Genomic DNA, 21,286 nt, shown 5'->3' with positions numbered 1-21,286 from the left:
ACATCGCTACGCAGCAAAGGACTTCCGCATGATCGCCGCCGCACCTCCCGCCCCCGCCGCAACGCCCTGGTTCCACTCGCTCAACTGGGAGCGCCTGCTGGAAACCTACGGTGTGCCGTTACTGGCCGCCATCGTGGTGCTGCTGGTGGGCCTGTGGGTGGCGCGTCGCCTGTCCAACGCGATGCCGCGCGCCACAGCGCGCATGGGCGTGGACCCCATGCTGGGCAGTTTCCTGCGCAACGTGGTGTACGCCGCGTCGCTGGTGATCGTGGTGGTGCTGGCCATCGGCACGTTGGGCGTGCAGATCACTCCGCTGCTGGCCGTGCTCGGCACCGCCGGCCTGGCCGTTGGCCTTGCCCTGAAGGATTCGCTGTCCAACATCGCCTCGGGCGTGATGCTGGTGACACTGCGGCCGTTCCGCGTCGGCGACGTGGTCACCGTTGCCGGACAGACCGGCACGGTGCGCGAAGTGCGCATTTTCCAGACCGTCATCACCGGTGCCGACAACCAGCACACCACCATTCCGAACACGCTGATCACCGCCGCACCGATCATCAACCTGACGGCCGAGCCGACCCGCCGCGTCGAACTGGTGATCGGCATCGGCTACGAGGACAACATCCAGCTGGCACGCGACACCGCGCTGGCGTTGATGAAGGCCGACCCGCGCGTGCTGCAGACGCCGGCACCGGACGTCGTGGTGTACGAGTTGGGGGCGCACGCGATCAACCTCGGCATCCGCTGCTACGTGAAGTCGGCCGACTGGTTCGGTACCAAGGTCACGCTGCTGGAGCAGCTGAAGCTGGGCTTTGACAGGGCCGGCATCAACATCCCGTATCCGCAGCAGGACATGCATCTGTACCTGCACGGCAAGGATGGCGGTGTGGTCGAGGCCGATGCGCTGGTGCGCGACAAGCCGTGATCCATGCCGGTAGTGCCGACCAACGGTCGGCACCCACCCATCGGCGATACGACATTGAAATGCCGGCCCGCGGCCGGCGCTACCCCCTCGCCCACTGGTAGTGCCGGCCGCTGGCCGGCAGCGCCCAGCATCAGGCCGCGACGCGCTCTTCCAGCGTCGGGTAATCGGTAAAACCGGCCGCGCCGCCACCGAAGAACGTGGCGCGATCCGGCGGGGCCAGCTCCACCCCGAGGCGCAACCGCTCCGGCAGATCCGGGTTGGCGATGAACGGCCGGCCGAAGCCAATCAGGTCAGCCCAGCCTTCAGCCAGTGCCTGCTCGGCGCGCTCGGCGGTGTACTTGCCGGCGTAGATCAGCGTACCCGGGTAGACCATGCGCAGCGCCTGCTTGAACGCCGCCGGCATCAGCGGTGCATCGTCCCAGTCGGCTTCGGCAATGTGCAGGTAACCCACGCCCAGATCACCCAGCAGATGCGCGGCCGCCAGATAGGTCGCCTGCGGCGTATCGTCCACCGCGCCCTGCAACGTGGTCAGTGGCGCCAGGCGCACGCCGACGCGATCACCACCGACCACCGCAACCACCGCCTGCACCACCTCGCGCAGGAACCGCAGGCGGTTCTGCAACGCGCCGCCATAGCCGTCGGTGCGCTGGTTGGCCTGCGAGTCGATGAACTGGTTGATCAGGTAGCCATTGGCACCGTGCAACTCCACGCCATCGAAGCCTGCGTCCAGCGCGTTGCGTGCCGCCTCGGCGTAGTCGGCGACGATGCCCGGAATCTCGTCTTCGCGCAGCGCGCGCGGCATCGAATGCTGGATCATTTCGCCCACCCCGGCTTCGGGACCTGCCCCGGTCGGGTCGACGAACACCTTCACGCCTTCCGCCAACAACGCCGACGACGACACCGGCGCGGCGCCGCCCGGCTGCAGCGCCACGTGCGAGACCCGGCCGACATGCCACAGCTGGGCGTAGATGCGACCGCCGGCAGCGTGCACGGCATCGGTCACCCGGCGCCAGCCCTTCACCTGGTCCGGGCTATGGATGCCCGGGGTCCAGGCATAGCCCTGGCCTTGAGGGCTGATCTGAGTGCCTTCGCTGACGATCAGGCCGGCGCTGGCGCGCTGCGCGTAATACGTGGCCATTTCGGCAGTGGGCACGTTGCCGGCCGACGAGCGCGAGCGGGTCATCGGCGGCATCACGATGCGGTTGGGCAGCGTCAGTGCGCCCAGATGATGAGGAGTGAACAACATGGCGGCGATCTCTTGCGGGAGGAGTGCCACCAAGAATGGGGATGGCGCCCGCCAGGCAACAGGCACGCACTGGCAAAACAGTTGTTCCCCCACGGCAAGGATCACCCTGTACGAGGGCTCATCCACGCACAGCGTGTATCTACTCCACCCTTGGCTCGATCTTTACCGCACCGTGTGCCACGCGGTCATAGCAGGCGCGCACCACATCTTCCCCATACTTCAACTCCAGCCGGCGCACGATGAAGTGACCACGCGCCATGTCCTGGTAGTAATCGGTGAACATGGTATTCAGTGTTGCACCCGCGGCCGCACCAACGATCGGCACCGCCTGCGCAGCGAATTTCTCGGTAACAACCACGCCGAAGCGCGCCGCCACCTTCTCCACCATCTTCGCCAGCAGCTTGCCGGCTTCCTTCGGCGCCACGCCCAGCGTCAGGTCGCGGCCGGTCACCACCCGCCCGGCCAGCTCGGCCGACAGGTGGCGCATCACATCGGTGGTGAAGCCGCGGGCCAGGTAATAGCCCGTCTCGCTGGCGTCATCACGCGGCGAGTTGCCGCCCAGCGCGAACACTTCCAGGCACGCCTGGCGGGTGCTGAACTCGGACAGGTCAAACCCCTCGCTGCGGGCGACGTCGGCCACCGCACGCATCATGATCGTGGTCGACACCGGCAGCTCGATGAGCAGGGCGGCAAAGCCGAAGGCACCGCCGACCGCACCGGAGGTGGCTGCCGCCAATTTGTGCCAGCGGGTCGACGCTCCCTTGCCGGGCGAGTTGTCCATGCTCCACAGGGCTGCCTGCGCCGACTTGGACAGTGCCGCCTGCACCGCACCGTGGATGCGGTTGGAGACCGAACTGGGCAGCGCCTTCACCGCGAACTCCAGCGGCGTACCGACCAGGTTCGCCATGCGCGCGGTCAGGGTCGGCGCTTCCAGCAGCGCCACCGCGCGCTGCAGGTCGGACCAGTCGCGGGCGTCATGGGCGATGTCGCGGGGAAGCAGGATGGGCTCGTTCATGGCGCCGATGTTAGCGCCCGGAAGTTGAACGGTTCGTCGTGGGTCACGACAGAAGGCGCGGATCCGGCGCCTTGCCGGCCAGCGGCCGGCACTACCCGTTGGTGTGTCACCCGGTAGCGCCAGGCCATGCCCGACGGCGTCGTTCAGGCAGCCGGCAGGCCCGACAGCGCACCCATGAACTGGCGGTAGTGGCGCAGCTCGGCGATTGAATCATGCACGTCGCTCAGCGCGGTATGGTTGCTGTTCTTGCCGACGCCGGCGGCCACGCTCGGCGCCCAGCGCTTGGCCAGTTCCTTCACCGTGGACACGTCCAGGTTGCGGTAGTGGAAGTACTTCTCCAGCCTCGGCATCTGGCGGTGCAGGAAGCGGCGATCCTGGCAGATCGAGTTGCCGCACATCGGCGAAAGACCGGCCGGAATCCACTGCGCCAGGAAGTTCACCGTCTGCGCTTCGGCCTGGCCCAGGGTGGTGGTGCTGTCCACCACGCGCTGCCACAGGCCGGAACGACGGTGCTGGTTGCGGTTCCACTCATCCATCGCTTCCAGCGTTTCCAGCGGATGGTGGATGGCAAACTCGGGGCCTTCAGCCAGCACATTGAGCTGGGCATCGGTGACCACGGTGGCGATCTCGATGATCGAATCGTTGTCGGTATCCAACCCGGTCATCTCCAGGTCGATCCAGATCAGTCGCTCGTTGGCCGCGCCGGTGTCCGCCATTGTGTCGCCTCATTGCTGGGCAGGCGCGCGGCCTACCGGTGAAGGAAAGAGGCGCCCATCATACCCGTTCGCCCCTCAGCCCTCGCCCGCATGGTCTTCCAGCAGCAACGGCGGCTTGCCGCGCTTGGCGCGGAAATAATTGGTCAGGCGCATGCTGGCCTCCTTGGCCAGCACCCCACCGTGGATTTCCACCCGGTGATTGTGCCGGGCATCACCCAGCAGGTCGAACACGCTGCCGCAGGCGCCGGTCTTGGGGTCGCTGGCGCCGTAGACCAAGCGGGCGACGCGTGCATGCACGATGGCCATCGCGCACATCGCGCAGGGTTCGAGGGTCACGTACAGGGTGCTGCCGAGCAGCCGATGATTGGCCAGCCGCGTGCCGCCGGCGCGCATGGCCACGATCTCGGCATGCGCACTGGGATCGTGCGAGGCGATGTTGAGGTTCCAGCCCTCGCCCAGCAGCTGGCCATCGGCGCCCACCAGTACCGCACCGACCGGAATCTCGTCGAACTCGCGCTGCGCACGCTCGGCCAGCGCCAGCGCATGGCGCATCCAGTGTTCATCGGCGTCGTGCACCGGTACACCCAGGGCATCGGTCATGGCGGTTCTCGCATGTCTGCAGGGCCAGGATGGCCGCCGGGGCCGCATTGTACGCCCGCGGCCGTGCAGGCGGCGCGGGTATAGGCGGTGCCATTGCGCGCGACAGGCGGTCCAAGCAGCGAGCGCGCTGAAGCCAGGCTGCAGGCCTCATACTGAGCCCTTCCGCAAGCACCTTGGTGAACCCATGACCACCCTCCGTCCCTCGCGCGCCGATGACGGCGCCGCCCTCGTCGACCTCTGGCGCCGTGCCGTCGACGCCACCCACGACTTCCTCAGCGCCGAAGACCGGCAGGCCATCGATGCCGAAGTCGCCAGCTTCCTGCCGCAGGCGCCGATGACCGTTGCGGTCGATGCGCAGGATCGGCCACTGGGCTTCATGCTGATCGACGGCACGCACATGGAAGCGCTGTTCATCGATCCGGACGTGCGCGGCACTGGTATCGGCCGGCAACTGCTGCAGCACGCGCTGGCCCGGCATCCGCAGCTGAGTACCGACGTCAATGAGCAGAACGCACAGGCCGTTGGCTTCTACCTGCGCATGGGCTTCGTCGAAACCGGACGTTCACCGCTGGATTCGCAGGGCCGTCCGTATCCTCTGATCCATCTCCGGCACGACGGCTGACATTGGACGGATATTCGAGGCCCGCCCCCGATCATCAGGCCGTGGCTTCGAATGCCGGTGAGTACTGCACCTCTCCCTGCGCCATCGACGGCCTCAGGTGCAGCGCCTGGAAGTACTCTGGCGGCACACCCGGCAGCACCAGGCCGGGCTCGGCGCGGAATCCGAATCGACCGTAATACGCGGGTTCTCCCAGCAATACGCAGCCCTGCGCCCCCTGCTCACGCAGTGCATCAAGCGCCGCATGCATCAGCGCCGCGCCGACACCCTGCCCCTGCCATCCGGGCAGCACCGAGATTGGTCCCAGGCCAAACCAGCCCGTACTGCCATCGCTGATCGTCACCGGCGACAAGGCAACATGCCCGACGACCTGCCCGTCCTTCTCGGCGACCAGCGAGAGACTCAGCTCTCCACGCGAACGCAGTGCATCCACAATGAACTGCTCGGTGTGGCTGCTGTGTGGGGCTTCGCGGAAGGCTGCCTCGGTGAGTGCGTGGATGACAGCGCGGTCTTCGCGGATTTCAGGGCGGATCGTGCAGTTCAAGGAGAGCGCCTTCAATGAAGTGATGGATATGTGAATGATTGATTTCAGTCACGGATTCAGCCGCAGACCTGCCTCCGGCAGCAATGCCAACGTGATGATCGCGAGCCTTGTGCGGCAAGCGATCCGCCCGGGCAATGCTTCCCCGGGGCGTCAAAAATCCGTCTCCAAGGGTGGCACAGCGCTCCCGGCACGTTCCATAATCGAGATACCTGCCACCCAGGAAGGATAGATGGACATGGACGCACGATGCAGGCTCGCGACATGGGTGTAGCTCGCCCCGAACCCAGGGGGCGGCCGCTCCTGGCATTGCTCGCCCTCGTCCCGCTGGCGGCATGTTCGCCCTACGCCGACGCCGAGCGTGACGTCGCCGCGGGTGGACGCGGCCTGGCCAAACTCAACCCGGCGCCGAAGCAGGCCTACGAACTGGTGCTGACACTGAAGGACGCGCCGGGCCCGTTCGCGATCGTGGAGGGCGTGGCCCAGTATGACGTCAGCAACTACGAAGACTGCGGGCGGATACTGCCTGCAACAGGCACTGCGGGCCGCATCACCAGCCAAGAGCCCGTCACCCTGCACAAGGTCAGCGAGAACGAGTACCGCGGTACGTTCTACCTGGACCGCATGCTGGATGAGGACTACTACGGGCGCGGCGCCTGCGTTTGGACGTTGACGGGCGTCGGTGCGATGTTGCGCGCTACGACCAGCAAGGCGGATACGCGATTCCTGACGTTCGTCGACAAAGAGCAGGTGGAAGCGGAGAAGCAGTTGACACGGTTCTACCCGCGCGCAGATTACCCGCGAATCGCAGAGATCCCCGGATACGGAGCGAGCGGTCAAGATGATCCGACCCGCTATCACGCCGATCTACGCAACGCGCTGTTCTCATCCACCACCACTGTGCAGAAGCTCGTGCCATGAGCCGCCAGTGCCACATTCACCCTTACACACCAGGAGCCCGACATTGCGCCACAAGATCATTCCGTGCCTTGCTCTGCTTCTGTTGACCGCCTGCCATCCGGAGACCGCCATGAACCAGGAACGTGCCGCTGCTGAAGCCGATGTCGCCCAGGGTGGGCGCGGCCTCGCCAAGCTCAACCCCAGCCCGCGCAAGGCCTATGAACTGGTGCTGCGCCTGAAGGACGCCCCGGGTGATTTCGCTGTGGTTGAAGGCGTGGCCCAGTACGACGTCACCAACGAAGACCAGTGTGGCTATATCGAGCCGGCCACCGGCACGGCTGCACGGATTACCAGCCAGGAACCGGTGGAACTGCGCAAGGTCAGCGATGGTGAGTACCGGGGCACGCTGTATGTGGACCGCATGCTGGATGAAGACTACTACGGTCGTGGCGTGTGCCACTGGGAGTTCGCTGGTGCTGGGGCAATGCTGAAGGCAACGGGTGCTGAAGAAGAGACCCGCTTCCTGACTTTCGTCAAGGCCGAACCGCTGACTGAAGGCAAGACCCACACGCTTTATTATCCGGACGCAGCCTATCCGCGGGCACCACTTGCTGCCAACTACCCGGCCACCGGCAAGGCTGACCCGGCTGACTACGTTGCTGAACTTCAGGGCAAGTTGTTCACGATGAGTCTCAGCGCCAGCGAGGTCACCCCATGACCATCAGCACGCAGGATTATGCGGCGCTTTCCGACGATGCCTACAAGGATCGCGCTGTCGGCCGGAGGCGTCCGGGGGAAGAAGAGCTCGTCACGATCAACGGGCATGAATACAAGATTCTCGATCACGTCAATAATCGGCTCAATGGTTACCAAGGCACGGTTTATCAGCGAGCCGACACCAACGAGATCGTTGTGGCTCATCGCGGCACCGAGCAGATAGCTCGTGATGCCATCCTGACCGACGGCGGCATGGTCGTCGCCCGCACCAACGTGCAGGCCCCCGATGCCATCGCTTTGACCAAGAGTGCACTGGATTACGCGAAGCAGGACGCCGCCTTCGGAGGCCGTGCTCCTGAGGTCACCGTCACCGGCCACTCCCTCGGCGGCGCTCTGGCCCAGATCACCTCGCACCATTTCAACGTCAAGGGCGAAACCTTCAACGCCTATGGCGCGGTCAGCCTCAGCTACCGCATCCCGGAAGGCGGCAACACCATGATCAACCATGTCATGGCCTCCGATCCGGTCAGCGCGGCGTCGCCGCACTTCGGCCAGGTGCGCATCTACGCCAGGCCGAATGAAATCAGCACGCTCGCCGCGAACGGTTTCAGCAATCACTCGTTGCGCGCCCTTATCCCCGACCGGCCGATCATCGCCGCAGGCAGCTCGTTCGGCGCGCACAAGCTGGGCAACTTCCTCGGTGACGGCTCGGTGCTGCAGCACCCGGAAACGCAGAAGCTGGCAAAAGACAACGCCAGGATGATCGAGGAATACCGCGACGACGTTGAATCACTGCGCCGTGGTGTCACCCGCGCGGCGCGGGGCATTCCGGGCGGCGCCGTCGACCTGTACGACCACATCCGCGGCCCGCTGCAGCCCGGTGAGCCGGCTCGCCGCGAAGCGGAGAAGAACGGCCATCACACCAGCATGCTGCGAATGGACGATGCCAACCATGTGGGCAACCCACTGTTCAACGACGCGATCCGTGGCGTGCACGCGCAGGATGTCCGCGTCGGCCGGGTACCAGACGTGATGAGCACGCAATTGGCAGGCAGCCTGGCCGCCGAAATGCACGCAGCAGGCGGCAAGCGCATCGACGAAGTGGTCATGAATGCCGATGCCTCGCGCAGCTTCGCCGTGCAGGGCCAGGGCGGCGACCCGGCCCACCTTCGCGTATCGGTAGATACGGCAGTGGCGATGAACACCCCGCTGGAACAGAGCAGCCAGCGCATCGACCAGCAGGCCGCCGACCAGCGCGTTGCGCTGGAGCGCGACCAGCAGCTGGAACAGCAGCGGAACCAGACCCGCAGCCTGCAGGCCTGATGCAGCGCGGGAGCCGGTCAGCCCGGCTCCCGCATCACTTCGAGACTCCGGCTCAGGGGCTGGACGCTGCCATTGGCACGGATGCTGCGGCCGTCACGAACAGATCGGGCCCGGAATCCGGGAATCCGCCACAGGCGCGATCGCCGGGTGCCACCGGGTCACAGGGCCACTGCGCGCGCGCGACCTTCTCGCGCAGCTCGAAGCGATCACCGGTCCAGATCACGAACGCGATGTGCTCACGGTTCCAGTCACTGTAGGCGCGCGGCCCCCCCTTCTGCACCGTCTCCGGGTACTGCACGAACCAGCGCATTGCCGGGCCATACTGCAGTTTGCTGTAGTCCAGGCTGATCCGTCCCTCACGCGACAGCTGGCGCGCACGATCGGCCTCCGTGACCGGGGGCATCGTCGGCATGGCATCGGCGGTCACATCCCGCGGCGCCGCATCCCCGCGGACCTGGTACACACGCTGGGCCACATAAGCCTCGCGGCAATCACCTGCGGGTACGCGGACCGGCTCCGCGCCGTACTCATCCCGGTTGGCAACCTGGTCGCTGCAGGTGAACGGCGCCGACACCAGGTAGAACGTGCTCTCGGCGTCGCGCCCTTTCAGCGAACGCACCCAGATGTCGCCCATCCGCACGATGAAGTCCGGGCGCTGGCCGTAGCCCGGCACCGCCTTGAACCAGGCCTTCTGCCGCACCTCACGCTCGCGCCAGCTGCGCGGCAGGTGGATGTCCTGCACGGGCAGCGCGACCAGCAACGCGGCCAGATGCGCCGGCATGGTGCCCTGGCAGGCGCCAATCAGCAGGTCGCCCTGGGTCGCCAGCCGCCCGGCCAGATCCACCGGGCAGCGGGCACCGAGCGCCCGCTCGGTCGCCTGCTCGGGCGGCAACGGCACGATGGCCAATGCGGGCGGTGAGGGTGCTACCGCGGGAACGGTTGGCTCGACGGCGGCAGGCGGTGCCGTCCCTGCAGGCGCATCAGCGATCGCCTGTGCCGTGGCGTGCGTTTCCGCGACGGGCGGCGCTGCCTCCTGAGCCTGTGCCGAGGCTGCGGCAAGTCCAAGTGACAGCAGCCAGAGCGGCGGCAGGCGGCGCGCGGATGCATTGCAGCGGGCAGCGGCGTGCCGGGTATTCGAGGGAACGATTCGCATGTGGTGTCCTTACGAGTGGGTTTCCATGTCGGCGCCACAGGGCGCCACGCGTCGTACGTAAAGCGCCAGCGGGCACCCTGCCCGCCGGCATCGGCGTTACAGGGATCGAGAACGCTGCTCCTGCTCGCGGGCGAGCGCGGCCGTCGGATCCTGCTGCGCAACACTAGCCGCCAACTGCTGGCTGCTCTGCGCCAGAGGCTGCTGGGAGGCCTGCTCCCGGTCAACGGACGCACGCAGCATGGCCGGATCACCCAGCGCACCCTGCACTGCAAACAGCGTACGGCCGTCGCTGCCCGCCAGCAGATGATCGATACGCGACAGGCCGGCCTTCTGCGCCCCCAGCGCCAATGCGCCAGCGGTATTGTCGAGCTCCTGTGCACTGCGCAGTCCACTTTGTGGCCCCATCTGCTGCAGGTGCCGGCGCGCATCCTCGAACAATGCGTTGCCGGGCTCACCGGTATGCGACATGTCGCGTGCAATGGTCTGCGCCGGCGCACCGACTTCGCCGCGATCCAGTCGCGCCATCACGTCCGGCGTCAACTTCTGCTGCCAGACCTCAAATCTCTGCCGGCGCGCCTCGATGCCATTGAGCGCGCCGTTGAGCGCATAAGTTGCTTCTCGCACATCATGGCGCGCCCCCTCCGGCACCCGTGTCTGCCACTGCCATACGGCAATACGGCCTGCGTGCTCGGGCTGCGCTGCCAGCTCCGGGTGATTCACCAGGTCCAGATCCAGCGCCTTGCCGGCACGCTCGTAATTCTCCTTGCCGACCAATGGCAGATAGCCGCGGCCGTGGTACTTCAGAGCGTCACCAGGCGCGTCGTTGCCCATGCGCCCGCCGTACATCAGCTCAGCCAGGTTTTCCGGGCGACCACGCAGCGCTTCCTGGCGGGCGCTCTCCAACGCGGCGTTGCCATTGCGCCATGCAGCCTCCACCGGGATCTGCGAGATTCCCCGGGTGAAGTTGAAGCTCTCGTTGAGCCGGCTCAGGCCGCGCGACTCGTGCCCTGCCTGGGCCATGAAATTGGCCAGTTCAAGCGGGGAGTCGATGCCGGCTTTGGTCGCCTGTCGCAACAGCTGCGACTCTCTATCGGTCGACACAGTGCAACTCCTGAATCTTCATCAGCGCGGATTCCCTTCCGCCGGTTGGAGCTTGGCTCATGGAAGCGACACCTCGGCAACACTGGATGGGTCGAAGTCCTCGAACCTCACCCTGCCCAGCTCCGCCGCCGAGTAATCCCGGATGTTGGTCGCTTCGGTCTCGATATCCACGACCTTGCGTCTCACCCCGTCAACCCAGCAGGCCTCGTCCGCGGGCGCATAGCGGAACCGGTAGGTGCTGCTCCAGCGCTCGCGGCTACCGCCGTTGGTGATCACGCTGAAGGTGCCCTTCTCGACCATTGCATACGCAAAAGGGTCGCCGGCCAGGCCACCTCGGGTGGAACACGGCACCAGCTTGTCGTTGCGCGCGGCCAGCTGCCAGCGCCCGCGCCCATCACCGCGCAGCAACAGCAGCACCCGGTTTGGCCCGTGCTGGCCGGGCACCAGCCCTTCCGGCGTCGGCTGGTCGATGACCAGCAGCTGATACTCGATGCCATCGCCGTTGAGTTCGCCCCTGACGGCTTCCAGCAGGTTCGCACCGGACGGAACAAATGCCAGGGCATCGTCCATGTGTGCGCCAACCCTGTCTTCCATCCCCTCCCACTCCTTCAATGTGGTCATGCCGATACCCGCCTCCCTGCCCAGCCGGAATGCGGTACTCCGGCTTATCCGCGATCGCGCGGACAGGGATCATAGCCTTGCGTACGGCAAGACCGCGATGATGGCGAGCGTTACCCGATGCAGGGGCTGACAGAGTCCTCATTGGACGGAAGAACTCCTGCATTCGGCGGCACTGGCGCGTCATTTTCATGACGCGCGAGGAGCTTACCGCGAGGCGTTCTGCCGCGTCGAAGTCCGAGGAAATCGAAAAGCGGAATTGATCACAGAAAACGAGGCTTAGCGTGAATGGCGCCTTACCTGATGAACAGATCTGCCGTGCAGGCCGTTCTGGCGATCCCGCATTGCCCCTGCGGCAGCTGCCTCCATGCCGCCTTCGCGTTGCATTGCTGCATAGCGACAATGACCGCTCCCTGTTCGGACATGGCGGTGGCAACGCTGGTGGTTTCAGTGCCCAGGCCCGCGTGGGCGACCGCCACGCATTGCGCCTGGAACAGGGTCGCCAATGTACATTCGCCCTTCCCGAACTCCTTGCACTCCTTCATGGATGCGCGCTTGGCCTTGCTCCGCGAACGCATCGAGTTGCTGATGAAGGTATCGCCGCGGGCATCCATTGCCACGCCGCGCACGGTCTGCGCCCAGCTGGGGCGATTGTTGTACGGAGAGCCCGAGCTGTTCACCGGAATGGGTGCACAGCCCTGTACACCCTGGCCAACGATGGGATACATGCCCTGCGGGCAGTTGCCTTCGGCAAGCGCGTTGAATGGCAACATGCCTGCAATCAGCAGACACGGGAGGAAAGCGAGGTGGATTCGTTTCATGGGGAGACTCATCCCTTTGCTGCCCATTGTGAAAGGTGGGACGGCCTGAGCAGACGATCGTTGCCCAAACTTGCCTCCCGGATTGGGAGGGCTCCGCAGAGCAAACAAGGCCCAGGCTGGCCGGGTACCAGATCATTGGAGAACTCGGCGATTCCAACCGGAGTGCTCTGCAAGCCCCATGGTCGCGCAGCCACGCTGAACGCTCAAGGTCAATCGCGTCAGACTGTGCATCAACGCAGGCTAGACTGAAGTAAATCACCCAGTTGAAATAGAGCCGGGGCACAGCAAGTTACTGGCGATCACATAGACGCCGTCGCACCAATATCGCCTTCACGTCGGCATGTCGAAGCTTGCCCTAGCCGTTGCCCTGAGAAATCAACACGCTCCAGATACTGGCTGTCAGGATCCTTTAGCTAGAACGCCTCATAGACCGGCTCAGAACACGCTGAGTAGGCGACTTTGCATTGCGTTCCAGCCGGATCCACGCAGATCTTTTGTGCCTGCGCAATGGCTTCCTTCAAGTCTTGACCGCTCGCAACGCCACCACGCGCCCCATTGCCTTGGCTCTGAGGAACGACCCAAGCGGCGCACTGGTTTCGGTACGCGATGAGTATTCGGCAGTCGCGAGCAGCGCGCATGCCGCATCCCTCGAGAGCGACACGCTCCGCATCCTCTTTCGTCGCCCTCCCTGTCGCCACGCCTGCTTCGTTCGTACTGGGCGAGGAAGCAATGGCACCCCACGTCTTATGCCACTGGCCAGCGGGTTCCGCCCCACGGGCGCTCCCCCCCGCTCCAGGGATGGGGGCACACCCCCCCACCCCTTGATCGCCGATGGGGTACTGGCCGGCCGGGCATCGGCCCTCCGCATTGGCGTTATTGGCAACGAGGAGTGCAGCAAACAGCAGCGTCAGAGTCACGAACGCCGGATTACCGCGTAAAGGTTTGAAATCGGCCATTGTCTTGAATCTCTGAAAATTCACGGCGCCTCAGTCTCACAACTCATTGAGCTGTTGCATTTCCTCGCATACCTGGGCTTTGAGTCGGAGCAATCGCGTTATTGACAACAGGGGAGGTTGCTGCGACAGGCGCCCCCACCGAACCACGATCTCCCGACGGCGCCGGCGGCGGGGCCGACATGCCCGGCGGACGACCATCGGCACTCGGCGAGGCACTTGCGCCACCGCCTATCTGCGAATATGCCATGAAGGTGCCCAGGGTACCCTGGAAGAACATCGCTGCCATTGGGGGTGTAGTCAGGATCAACGCGGTGAGGATCAGGCCCATGCCTCCCTGCTGCATCGCCTGGCTGGTCATGCCGTCGGACATGCTTTCCTTGAGGATGAACTCCTGCACCAGCGCTGTGGTCCAGAAAGTGGCCGCTACACGTACCACCATGTCCAGTGCAATGGAGACCATCGCTGCAAGTACGGCCATGGAGAACATCGTGCCGATGCCGTAGAACAGCCAACGTTGGAACAACTGCTTGGTCTGGTCGAACAACAGGCAGAGGATGAACAGGGGGCCAAAGCCGATGAACAGCGCCATGGCGATTTCATACAGCATCAGCATCGCACCAGCGGTGATGGCTGGACCTGCGGTGCCCATGCCGATGAAGAACAGTGCCCGCTTCTTGTCCTCCAGCAGCTCCCCGTCATTCATGATCTGGATGGCGTCGATACTGGAAAGCGCCACCTGCATCCATGCCAGGCTCTTGTCGATCTGAGCTTCGGGTGACTCGTTCGAGCCCGTCACAACCTTCGTGATTTCTGCCTTGACGTCGTGGGTGAGGAAGCTCTGCAGGTTGGTGCCGAACGCGCCCATCGTGGTGGCCGCGCTGACGATCAACGCCGCACGCGCCATATTTGTCACCAATACCATCATTGAGTCCCGGCTGCGGCCGGTCACGATGCGGAAGCCCTGCACCAGCACCCACAGGGTCATGAGCGTGAGGGCGATGCCGCCGACCCACTGCATCATTTCCCCCATCATGTCGATGCCGAACTTGTTTATCTTTCTTCGCAGGAAGTCGAAGATGAACTTGAAGAACACGAAATCCCCGATCGACTGGACACGCGCAACGTGCCCCATCAAATCCTGGAATCCGCCATTGAAGTCAAAATTGGCAATCGACCTGATCATTTCCGCAATCCCTTGATGTATCCCTACCGGACAACCTCATGGAGCGGGTGCCTATGCACCTGCCCCAAGCGGCGTCAGTCGACGTGCAAAGCGCGTTCCAATGCAGCCGTCTTGACCAGCTGCGAGATGACGCCCGGCTTGCCCTTCAATGCCACGCGCGCCAGCACGCGCTGATTGGCCATCATTGACTCCTGATAGGCGTCGTAGGACCGCATGCGCGCCTCCCACTCCTGCTGCAGCTTGGAAATATCGTTTGCCGTACGCAGGGAGTCACTGTTCACCGCCGAAAGAGTTCCCGCAAGATTGCCATCGGCGCCGCCTCGCCAGCCCATGATCTCAGACAACGACGCGTTGATACTGGGAATGGTCTTCTCGATGAAATCCACCGTCTCGTTGCGCTTCCGGTTTTCCATCATCTGTATGTTGACGCACAGCTGCTGCTGCTGCGCGTAGAGATCACCGGAGGTATCCAGCACAAACTTCTTCAGCAGGCTGCCAGCGCTGAAGCCCGCAGATATACGGCAGAGGTCGGCGACCATATAGTCGTCTGGAACCCGCTCCAATGTGGCGCCTGGCGGCAAGCCGAAGTTGTTGATCATGCCCTGGATCTGGACAAGCGCGTTCTGATATTCCTGGAACGTCCTTCTCCAGCGATCAACCTGAGCCGCATACTCCAGCCCATCAGCCTTGAGCTGTGCTTTTCCTTGGGCAACATCCTTCAGCGCCTGCGCGAGATTACTGAAGTCGATAACAGGGTAGCCACCGGCCGAAACCGACGTGGCGGAGAACATGACCATGCTCCCCAGCAGGATGGCTGCCAGGCGCTTCTGACGCAGACCGCGGTGGCGCTTGTGAATTCGGGATGTCATGCTCATGTTCTTCTCCAGGGGAATGGATTTCATTCGGCGCTGTCTGATCCAGGGCTTTCAAGCCGCATCGGTTTCGGCAGAGGCCTTGGCTCTACCAGAGCCCTTTCGGTTCTTGTAGAAGTCCTCCAGCCACTGCTCCGGCGTCAGCTCATCCACGGTGATCCGGTTGCGGACCGCAGCGGTCTGCAACACCCGATGCATGATGTCGATGTTGTCGGTCGACGCCGAGATCACCGACAGAATGTCGTCCATGCCGCGCAGGTTCAGCTGGCAGACGCTCGATGCATGGCCCTGCTTGACCAGGAAACAGCGCGAGCGCTCGTCGAGCGCGGTAACCACCTTGAACTCGGCCTCGGTCAGCTTCAGGCCGTCCATGTAATCGCTCTTGCTGGCATTCGGGTTCGGCAGAAGGATCAGCGTGGCGGTCTGCTCGATCAGCGCGGCAGAGATATCGCTCTTCAGCGCGTCCTCCGGGCTCTGCGTCGCGAAGATGCCCAGACCGTTCTGCTTACGGATGGTCTTCTGCTTGTTCTTCGCGAATTCCTTCAGGCCACCCTCGCCGTCCAGGATCTTCCAGAACTCATCCATCACGTAGATCAGCGGACGGCCATCGATCAGCGACTCCAGGCGGTGCAGCAGGTAATTGATGACCGGCACGCGCACTTCGGGATTGTCGATGATGTCGGTGTAATCGAAGCCGATGATGTTGGCCCTGCTCAGGTCAACAGTGTCGACGGGATTGTCGAAGACCCAGCCCAGCGAATTGCCCGAGGTCCAGCGGCGCATGCGCGCGTAGAGCCCATCGTCGCCCATGTTGGGCAGGCTCTTCTGAAAGTTGGTCATGCTGCGCAGGTGCATCGGCGTATCGAGCATGCTTTCCACTGCGCGGTAGATGTCCTCTTCCTCGCGGGCGCTGTACTCACGCTTGCCGGCCAGCACCTTGATCAGGTCGGCCAGGAACTGCACGTTGGCTTCATTGTTCTCGCACTGGAACGGGTTGAAGCCGGTCGGCGCGCCGTTCTCCAGGGCCAGATAGTTGCCACCGCAGGCACGGACGAAGATCTCCGCACCACGATCCTTGTCGAAGAAGAAGATGGTCGGCGACGGCTCGTACTTCTGCACCTGGCTGAGCAAGAAGTTGATCAGCGCGGTCTTACCGGTACCGGACTTGCCGATCACCATGGTGTTGGCGATCGCCTTCTCACCCAGCGAATTCTCGGATGGATGGGTGGCATGGAGTTTGAAGTAGTACGGCTGGCCGTTGGTGGTCTGCAGCGTGGTCACGCAGTCGCCCCACGGGTTGTTGTGCTGCTTGCCAGTGGCGAAGTTGTGCAGCGGCGACAGGCCCAGGAAGTTCAGCGAGCTGACATTGGCCAGGCGGGTGCGATAGCGCCAGTTGCCCGGCAGCTGCGAATAGAAGGACGAGGTGACTCCCTGATCAGCGCCGACAGCACGGGGACCGGCTCAGTGACGCGATTGATCAAGTAGTGGATCAGGTCTTCGTGCTGAACATGGCCGCCTACAGCCTGGTCTCGATGCGCACCTTCGGACAGATGTGCGTGCAGAACGGAGAACCGACATGGAAACGACCGAAATAGCACCCAATCTGACCGCGTGAATCATCGGGTGTTTTCCGGCAGCCTGCTAGCCCAGGCGAATCGCAACGCGGGGCTGTTCTTGGGTTTGCTCCTGGGCGTGGTCTTGCTGGGCGACCTGCTGTGCCTGCGAAACCTGTTCGGCCTTGGCGAGCGACTGCTCTACCGGCGTATTGATTGCCTCGCTGATTGGAACCGACGCGCGCAGGTGTGCCGGATTGTCGAGTGCTCCCTGCACAACGAACATGCGAGGGGCTGAGCCATCGCTGGGTGGATTGCCCAAGACCACATGATCGACGCGTTCCATGCCGCTGCTCTTGGCTGTTACTAGCAGGCTGGCGGTTATCCGCTCGCTGGTTTCATCGAAGCTGCGCCCGTGCCTGGCATCCACGGCGGATACGCCGTCGCGAATCTGCCGGTAGAGCGCATGGTCGGGGTGGCCTTCCTTCCTGGGATCCAGGCCTGCCTTGTCCAAGGTTGATTCGATGCTTTCCTGCAAAGGGTTCCTGGGAGAGAAAGCGGGATTGCTGAGAGAGGGCGAGCCATTGTCGGTTGCATCCTGGATCAGTTGCTCGCCAGGCCTGAGCGCATTCCGGGCCCGCTGCTCGGCTTCAGCTGCGCGACGGGCGTATGCCCCGGCTTCCTCAACATCGCGCAGGTAATTGATACCGTCGCGCAGCAGACCGGGGCCGCCGCCGACAAGCACGGTCGCTCCCGCACGCAGTTGATGAACATCACTGCGATAGTCGGCAATCCGGCGCAGGTCCTCAGGATCCGTAACCCGGGCCTGTGGGTTGTCCAGTACAGACAGCGCCGGCCCCTTGTCGGTCATGCGGTCAAGGAAATGAACCATGCGATGGGAGTCACCCAGCTGGACCGCCACGGCGGCGGACATGACATGGCCGCTTCTCATCGCAAGCGATCCGAGCGCGGCGATGCGCTGGCCCTGCTCGGCATGGCGAAGAACCTCCAGTTCCTTGGGCAGCGCATACATCTCGACCTTGCCGTAATGAGGGCCGGCCGCACTGACCAGGTCGCCTGCCATCACATGGTTGGTGAAGGGTGCCGCGTTGGATGGCTGGCCTTCAGGAAGGCGATATGCCAGCCCGGCAGCACCGTAAGGATTGAAGGCGTCGCCGGGGAGGTTGTAGCGGTGGGCAGTGATCTGCGCGAGTGCGCCGCCGAGGGAGTGGCCGGTGACGTACACGGGTCCAATCCCCTTTTCATCGGCCAGCTTGATGGCCTGCCTGGTCAGGGCGAGGGCGTCGCCGAGTTGCGCGTTGACTCTGGCGGTGACCATCGCAGCGTCAATGCTGCCATCTAGAAGGAGCTGGCGATCAAACTCGGTGCCGCGATGGGCAATGATGACTTCGTCGGTTTCAACTTTGCGATAGACAGTGCCTTGGTAACCAGTGCTGGAATCCCGTCTAGCTAAGATCTCGTACTCGATTCCTGCAATGGTGACGGACGCGGCATCCGGAGATAACCCATTGTAGACATGATCCGAGAGTGTAGCGCTGGTAATAGGGTTCATGGGGCATCTCCTTGAACTCGTGAGGAGATCTCTATGGGGAAGTACTTTGGGCGATCTGCGAGTGGGCGCTTGTCAAACATCGTCTTGGACAGCGTCCAGGCCCGTTCAGGTGTCTGCCCTGGGATGAGAGGTTCTAGTTCCTTCTCTACGTAAGTCGTAGAGCCTCCCGTGTCTTCAATTTTCTGGAAAGAGGCGCCGACTGTTGCGTAGATTGTGCGTCCATCAATGATCATCGGGAACGAAGCCTGCACAGTATTCGGCATCCAGTTGCATGGGCCGCGCCCGTAATAGTCAACGACCGCCATCCCGTCTTTGAACACGGTGGTGGTGAACTCAGTGTCGCTTATTCGCCGCGCTTTGAACTCAACTGAATGCCATTTAGGTTCGTAATGCACGCCCTCGTAGTTGTTGATCGGAGGGAGGCAAAGCGAGTCGATCTCGTACAAGACGGTGATCGTGGGGGTTGGGACATCCACGGGTGCATCGTGGACCCGAATCACAATCGGCAGCGCATCCTTGGGCGTAGGATTTTCGCGGTAGACTGGATATGAGCGTTCCTTGTTGCAGCCTGGAATGGCCAATGTGACCAATGCGATCAACGCAACATGAGCAAGGCTGGGGATGGATTTCAGCATGAGCGGTCCATGTCGCTGGTGGAGGTACCACGCGGGCGCGTCGGTACAGCGCTATTACGGAGCATGGTTCTCCACGCGTGAAACTGCCGACGGGGTTGCCTTGCTCGGTGAACAGCGGAATAGCGGATTACGCCGCAGACGACGGTGCCATGAAGAGCATCTCGGGGCAAATGCGACAGATTGCGCATTTCATGCTGGCTGCATCCCGATGCTCCTTCCTTGCGATCAGGTGGCACGAGGCTTTGCGGCGTATCGTTCATCGGCGTTCCACTGCTCAGCGACATCTGACTATACGACCCGCTACACCTGTGCTCCAAGTCCTCAGTACTACGGGCAGGCGCCAGTCCCCGGCATCGGGCGCATCACTGTGTCGTTGGATAATCCCCAAGATCAAGACTGACATAGTCGAACTGAGAGAAAAATGCGACAGCTGGACTGGCAAGCTTCTGCAGCATTGGTACGCGCTGAGCGCCCCATCGATGGAAGAGGCGCTGTATGACACGGCGGTGATGCGCCGATTTGCCGGCATCAAAACCAGGAGCGCATTCCAGACGAGACCACGATTCTCAATTTCCGCCGGCTGCTGGAGACCCATGGGCGGGGCGCGCAGATGTTCGAGAGCGCCTTCGCTTCCCTTGCTCGCCGAAGGCTTATCCGGCGTGTGGTAGCTACCCGGCGGCTGCCCACTCGGGCCCGGCGCCTGCGCAGCCGGGCCGCCACCTATCTGCGAATATGCCATGAAGCTACCCAGGGTGCCCTGGAAGAACATCGCCGCCATTGGGGGAGCGATCAGGATCAGGGTCGTGAGGATGATGAACAGCGCCGGCACGACCTCCTAGAGCAGCAACATCAAATCCCAGAAGGCCACAAGGCAACGAACTGAGGTGAATATGTGTCAGTGCCAAACCAGTATCACAGAGGCAAACCCGGCACTTCACCAGCGAACAGAGCAATACCAAGTGCGGCCTGCACCATTCCGATCTTGGCGGGGGGCTCGTCATCGCAAAAATAGACGCGCTCAGAAAGTGGAATGCAGCCTGGCCGAAGACCTACTCGTCTCAGAAGAACTGCCCTCATTTGGATTGCAGCCATGACCAAGGCATCATAAAAACACTTCCGGCATTCCAAATGCCTGAGCACCTTGCCGCGCCATCGCCGCGCCCCATCGCTTAGAAGCTACCTAGCCACAACACTCAAGCCGAATGTTTCAAGGTCAAGTCAACCTTCATAGTAAGTCTGTCAATACCGTACAACACCAATCAGCGTGAGACATGCAGGCGCGCACTTGCCCGACCCTAACGATCAGAAGGCCTTGAACTCCGACATGCTGCAGCCCGAATACACCACACTGCAAAGCTGTCCCGCACCGTAGGCTTGGCACTGGGTGATTGCCATATCCTTGGCCTTACTTTCAGTCTCGGCCGTCACCGCCATTGACTGACCGGATGAGCGAGCGAGCGACTCTGCTGATGGATCCGCAATCGCCACACATTGATTGTGATAGGCGAGCCTGAGCTTGCACTGCTTCCCCCCCAAGCGATTACATTCAGCCATTGCGGCACTAACCGCCCGACGTTTCGACTTCATTGAGAACGCCGCGCCGGTAGTAAGCGTGCTCGAATCCTCTGCGATGGCTCCCCACCTTGTCTCCCACTTCCCCGTTGCAACCGGCCCCTGCTGTCCATCAGAAGCACCGCCGCCAGGAATCGGAGCACATCCTGGTGCACGGCTGTCGCCTATTGGGTACTGGCCAGGAGGGCACCTACCCTCGGCAAACGCAACGAAGGGCAAAGCAAACAACAGAAGCACAGCAACAAGCATTTTCACAGCACCCTCCGTTCAACCTAAGTAAGCACTAGACATAGGGAAGAGCCCCCATGCAATCTACCTCAATCTGCATTTCCTAACTTTCGACCGTTAGAGTTCGAAACTCCAGCTTCAGACACTGCCCCAACAGTTCTTGTCATGTTCTGCTGGACAGTATCCACTTGCGATCCGCTCGACGTTGAATGGCTATTTACCGTCTGCGCCGGCGTATACGAACCCGGCGGCTGGCCCTGCGGACCCGGCTGGCCAGCAGCAGAGCCACCGATCTGGGAGTATGGCGCGAAACCACCCAAGGTCCCCTGGAAGAACATGGCCGCCATTGGGGGCGCAGTCAGAATCAAGGTCGTCAGGATCAATCCCATGCCGCCCTGCTGCATCGCCTGGCTGGTCATGCC

20 protein-coding genes and 4 pseudogenes are annotated in these 21,286 nt (G+C 63.1%); 6 read left to right on the top strand and 18 right to left on the bottom strand.

The window, feature by feature from the left end; all coding sequences use genetic code 11:
* Nucleotides 1-28 precede the first annotated feature (28 nt).
* Nucleotides 29-922, top strand: coding sequence for a mechanosensitive ion channel family protein (locus tag AC5P8U_RS19190; protein ID WP_447897090.1), 894 nt, complete (start codon nucleotides 29-31; stop codon nucleotides 920-922).
* Nucleotides 923-1,052: 130 nt separating this feature from the next.
* On the opposite strand, the gene AC5P8U_RS19185 is transcribed toward AC5P8U_RS19190, so the two are convergent.
* The 4 genes from AC5P8U_RS19185 to tadA form a co-directional block, all read right to left on the bottom strand.
* On the bottom strand, nucleotides 1,053-2,168 hold the full coding sequence (locus AC5P8U_RS19185; protein ID WP_088497927.1) for an alkene reductase: 1,116 nt from the start codon (nucleotides 2,166-2,168) through the stop codon (nucleotides 1,053-1,055).
* Nucleotides 2,169-2,307: 139 nt separating this feature from the next.
* Nucleotides 2,308-3,183 (bottom strand): EcsC family protein, encoded by an 876-nt coding sequence (locus AC5P8U_RS19180; protein ID WP_049415102.1) that lies wholly within the window; start codon nucleotides 3,181-3,183, stop codon nucleotides 2,308-2,310.
* 143 nt (nucleotides 3,184-3,326) lie between these two features.
* Complete coding sequence (orn, locus tag AC5P8U_RS19175) at nucleotides 3,327-3,899, bottom strand: oligoribonuclease (RefSeq protein WP_053499815.1); 573 nt, start codon at nucleotides 3,897-3,899, stop codon at nucleotides 3,327-3,329.
* Nucleotides 3,900-3,974: 75 nt separating this feature from the next.
* A complete protein-coding gene (tadA, locus tag AC5P8U_RS19170; RefSeq protein WP_005417177.1) occupies nucleotides 3,975-4,499 on the bottom strand; it encodes a tRNA adenosine(34) deaminase TadA in 525 nt (174 codons plus the stop codon).
* A gap of 184 nt (nucleotides 4,500-4,683) precedes the next feature.
* On the opposite strand from tadA, the gene AC5P8U_RS19165 reads away from it, so the two are divergent.
* Complete coding sequence (locus tag AC5P8U_RS19165) at nucleotides 4,684-5,121, top strand: acetyltransferase (protein ID WP_065186149.1); 438 nt, start codon at nucleotides 4,684-4,686, stop codon at nucleotides 5,119-5,121.
* Nucleotides 5,122-5,155: 34 nt separating this feature from the next.
* On the opposite strand, the gene AC5P8U_RS19160 is transcribed toward AC5P8U_RS19165, so the two are convergent.
* Entirely contained in the window at nucleotides 5,156-5,662 is a 507-nt protein-coding gene (locus tag AC5P8U_RS19160) for a GNAT family N-acetyltransferase (protein WP_005417179.1), read from the bottom strand.
* A 246-nt stretch (nucleotides 5,663-5,908) separates the two neighbouring features.
* On the opposite strand from AC5P8U_RS19160, the gene AC5P8U_RS19155 reads away from it, so the two are divergent.
* From AC5P8U_RS19155 to AC5P8U_RS19145, 3 genes are read left to right on the top strand one after another with little or no spacing between them, the layout of a single operon-like run.
* Nucleotides 5,909-6,580: a hypothetical protein gene (locus AC5P8U_RS19155; protein ID WP_088497926.1), complete on the top strand. Its 672-nt coding sequence runs from the start codon at nucleotides 5,909-5,911 to the stop codon at nucleotides 6,578-6,580.
* Between the two features lie 43 nt (nucleotides 6,581-6,623).
* Nucleotides 6,624-7,277: a hypothetical protein gene (locus tag AC5P8U_RS19150; RefSeq protein ID WP_088497925.1), complete on the top strand. Its 654-nt coding sequence runs from the start codon at nucleotides 6,624-6,626 to the stop codon at nucleotides 7,275-7,277.
* Nucleotides 7,274-8,599, top strand: coding sequence for an XVIPCD domain-containing protein (locus tag AC5P8U_RS19145; protein ID WP_072168084.1), 1,326 nt, complete (start codon nucleotides 7,274-7,276; stop codon nucleotides 8,597-8,599). The genes AC5P8U_RS19150 and AC5P8U_RS19145 overlap by 4 nt, the downstream gene beginning before the upstream one ends.
* 52 nt (nucleotides 8,600-8,651) lie before the next feature.
* Here the strand turns inward: AC5P8U_RS19145 and AC5P8U_RS19140 are convergent, their stop codons facing one another.
* The 10 genes and pseudogenes from AC5P8U_RS19140 to AC5P8U_RS19095 form a co-directional block, all read right to left on the bottom strand.
* A complete protein-coding gene (locus AC5P8U_RS19140; RefSeq protein ID WP_447897092.1) occupies nucleotides 8,652-9,752 on the bottom strand; it encodes a hypothetical protein in 1,101 nt (366 codons plus the stop codon).
* A gap of 96 nt (nucleotides 9,753-9,848) precedes the next feature.
* Entirely contained in the window at nucleotides 9,849-10,853 is a 1,005-nt protein-coding gene (locus AC5P8U_RS19135; protein ID WP_447897093.1) for an XVIPCD domain-containing protein, read from the bottom strand.
* Between the two features lie 57 nt (nucleotides 10,854-10,910).
* On the bottom strand, nucleotides 10,911-11,447 hold the full coding sequence (locus tag AC5P8U_RS19130) for a hypothetical protein (protein WP_088497922.1): 537 nt from the start codon (nucleotides 11,445-11,447) through the stop codon (nucleotides 10,911-10,913).
* A gap of 320 nt (nucleotides 11,448-11,767) precedes the next feature.
* Entirely contained in the window at nucleotides 11,768-12,292 is a 525-nt protein-coding gene (locus AC5P8U_RS19125) for a DUF4189 domain-containing protein (protein ID WP_164282753.1), read from the bottom strand.
* Nucleotides 12,293-12,705: 413 nt separating this feature from the next.
* The gene (locus AC5P8U_RS19120) at nucleotides 12,706-13,248 is read right to left on the bottom strand and encodes a DUF4189 domain-containing protein (RefSeq protein ID WP_088497921.1); all 543 of its coding nucleotides are present in this window, start codon (nucleotides 13,246-13,248) and stop codon (nucleotides 12,706-12,708) included.
* 43 nt (nucleotides 13,249-13,291) lie between these two features.
* A complete protein-coding gene (locus AC5P8U_RS19115; protein ID WP_242015799.1) occupies nucleotides 13,292-14,431 on the bottom strand; it encodes a TrbL/VirB6 family protein in 1,140 nt (379 codons plus the stop codon).
* Between the two features lie 74 nt (nucleotides 14,432-14,505).
* A complete protein-coding gene (locus AC5P8U_RS19110) occupies nucleotides 14,506-15,333 on the bottom strand; it encodes a TrbJ/VirB5 family protein (protein WP_447897094.1) in 828 nt (275 codons plus the stop codon).
* 24 nt (nucleotides 15,334-15,357) lie between these two features.
* Nucleotides 15,358-16,731, bottom strand: a pseudogene (locus AC5P8U_RS19105) (TraG/VirB4 family ATPase); the annotation flags it as partial.
* 213 nt (nucleotides 16,732-16,944) lie between these two features.
* Complete coding sequence (locus AC5P8U_RS19100) at nucleotides 16,945-18,429, bottom strand: XVIPCD domain-containing protein (RefSeq protein ID WP_439426267.1); 1,485 nt, start codon at nucleotides 18,427-18,429, stop codon at nucleotides 16,945-16,947.
* Nucleotides 18,426-19,064, bottom strand: coding sequence for a hypothetical protein (locus AC5P8U_RS19095; RefSeq protein WP_439426268.1), 639 nt, complete (start codon nucleotides 19,062-19,064; stop codon nucleotides 18,426-18,428). Before AC5P8U_RS19095 ends, AC5P8U_RS19100 begins: the two co-directional genes overlap by 4 nt.
* A gap of 443 nt (nucleotides 19,065-19,507) precedes the next feature.
* On the opposite strand from AC5P8U_RS19095, the pseudogene AC5P8U_RS19090 reads away from it, so the two are divergent.
* Nucleotides 19,508-19,659, top strand: a pseudogene (locus AC5P8U_RS19090) (transposase); the annotation flags it as partial.
* 27 nt (nucleotides 19,660-19,686) lie between these two features.
* On the opposite strand, the pseudogene AC5P8U_RS19085 reads toward AC5P8U_RS19090, so the two are convergent.
* The 3 genes and pseudogenes from AC5P8U_RS19085 to AC5P8U_RS19075 form a co-directional block, all read right to left on the bottom strand.
* Nucleotides 19,687-19,878: pseudogene (locus AC5P8U_RS19085) on the bottom strand (TrbL/VirB6 family protein); the annotation flags it as partial.
* A gap of 488 nt (nucleotides 19,879-20,366) precedes the next feature.
* A complete protein-coding gene (locus AC5P8U_RS19080; RefSeq protein WP_439426978.1) occupies nucleotides 20,367-20,885 on the bottom strand; it encodes a DUF4189 domain-containing protein in 519 nt (172 codons plus the stop codon).
* Nucleotides 20,886-20,953: 68 nt separating this feature from the next.
* A pseudogene (locus AC5P8U_RS19075) lies at nucleotides 20,954-21,286 on the bottom strand (type IV secretion system protein); the annotation flags it as partial.

Source organism: Stenotrophomonas sp. YJH_SMC_81 (genome assembly GCF_059370875.1).
The sequence above is the reverse complement of the archived record's forward strand: the minus strand, read 5'-3'. Positions and strand labels throughout refer to the sequence as shown.

Bases quoted from the DNA above. Each gene is read 5' to 3' on its own strand.
- AC5P8U_RS19140 (WP_447897092.1), bottom strand. From the start codon at position 9,752: ATGCGAATCGTTCCCTCGAATACCCGGCACGCCGCTGCCCGCTGCAAT.
- AC5P8U_RS19125 (WP_164282753.1), bottom strand. From the start codon at position 12,292: ATGAAACGAATCCACCTCGCTTTCCTCCCGTGTCTGCTGATTGCAGGC.
- AC5P8U_RS19080 (WP_439426978.1), bottom strand. From the start codon at position 20,885: ATGCTTGTTGCTGTGCTTCTGTTGTTTGCTTTGCCCTTCGTTGCGTTT.
- AC5P8U_RS19165 (WP_065186149.1), top strand. From the start codon at position 4,684: ATGACCACCCTCCGTCCCTCGCGCGCCGATGACGGCGCCGCCCTCGTC.
- AC5P8U_RS19180 (WP_049415102.1), bottom strand. From the start codon at position 3,183: ATGAACGAGCCCATCCTGCTTCCCCGCGACATCGCCCATGACGCCCGC.
- AC5P8U_RS19155 (WP_088497926.1), top strand. From the start codon at position 5,909: ATGCAGGCTCGCGACATGGGTGTAGCTCGCCCCGAACCCAGGGGGCGG.
- AC5P8U_RS19185 (WP_088497927.1), bottom strand. From the start codon at position 2,168: ATGTTGTTCACTCCTCATCATCTGGGCGCACTGACGCTGCCCAACCGC.
- AC5P8U_RS19115 (WP_242015799.1), bottom strand. From the start codon at position 14,431: ATGATCAGGTCGATTGCCAATTTTGACTTCAATGGCGGATTCCAGGAT.
- AC5P8U_RS19100 (WP_439426267.1), bottom strand. From the start codon at position 18,429: ATGAACCCTATTACCAGCGCTACACTCTCGGATCATGTCTACAATGGG.
- tadA (WP_005417177.1), bottom strand. From the start codon at position 4,499: ATGACCGATGCCCTGGGTGTACCGGTGCACGACGCCGATGAACACTGG.
- AC5P8U_RS19145 (WP_072168084.1), top strand. From the start codon at position 7,274: ATGACCATCAGCACGCAGGATTATGCGGCGCTTTCCGACGATGCCTAC.
- AC5P8U_RS19130 (WP_088497922.1), bottom strand. From the start codon at position 11,447: ATGGAAGACAGGGTTGGCGCACACATGGACGATGCCCTGGCATTTGTT.
- AC5P8U_RS19120 (WP_088497921.1), bottom strand. From the start codon at position 13,248: ATGGCCGATTTCAAACCTTTACGCGGTAATCCGGCGTTCGTGACTCTG.
- AC5P8U_RS19095 (WP_439426268.1), bottom strand. From the start codon at position 19,064: ATGCTGAAATCCATCCCCAGCCTTGCTCATGTTGCGTTGATCGCATTG.
- AC5P8U_RS19110 (WP_447897094.1), bottom strand. From the start codon at position 15,333: ATGAAATCCATTCCCCTGGAGAAGAACATGAGCATGACATCCCGAATT.
- AC5P8U_RS19190 (WP_447897090.1), top strand. From the start codon at position 29: ATGATCGCCGCCGCACCTCCCGCCCCCGCCGCAACGCCCTGGTTCCAC.
- orn (WP_053499815.1), bottom strand. From the start codon at position 3,899: ATGGCGGACACCGGCGCGGCCAACGAGCGACTGATCTGGATCGACCTG.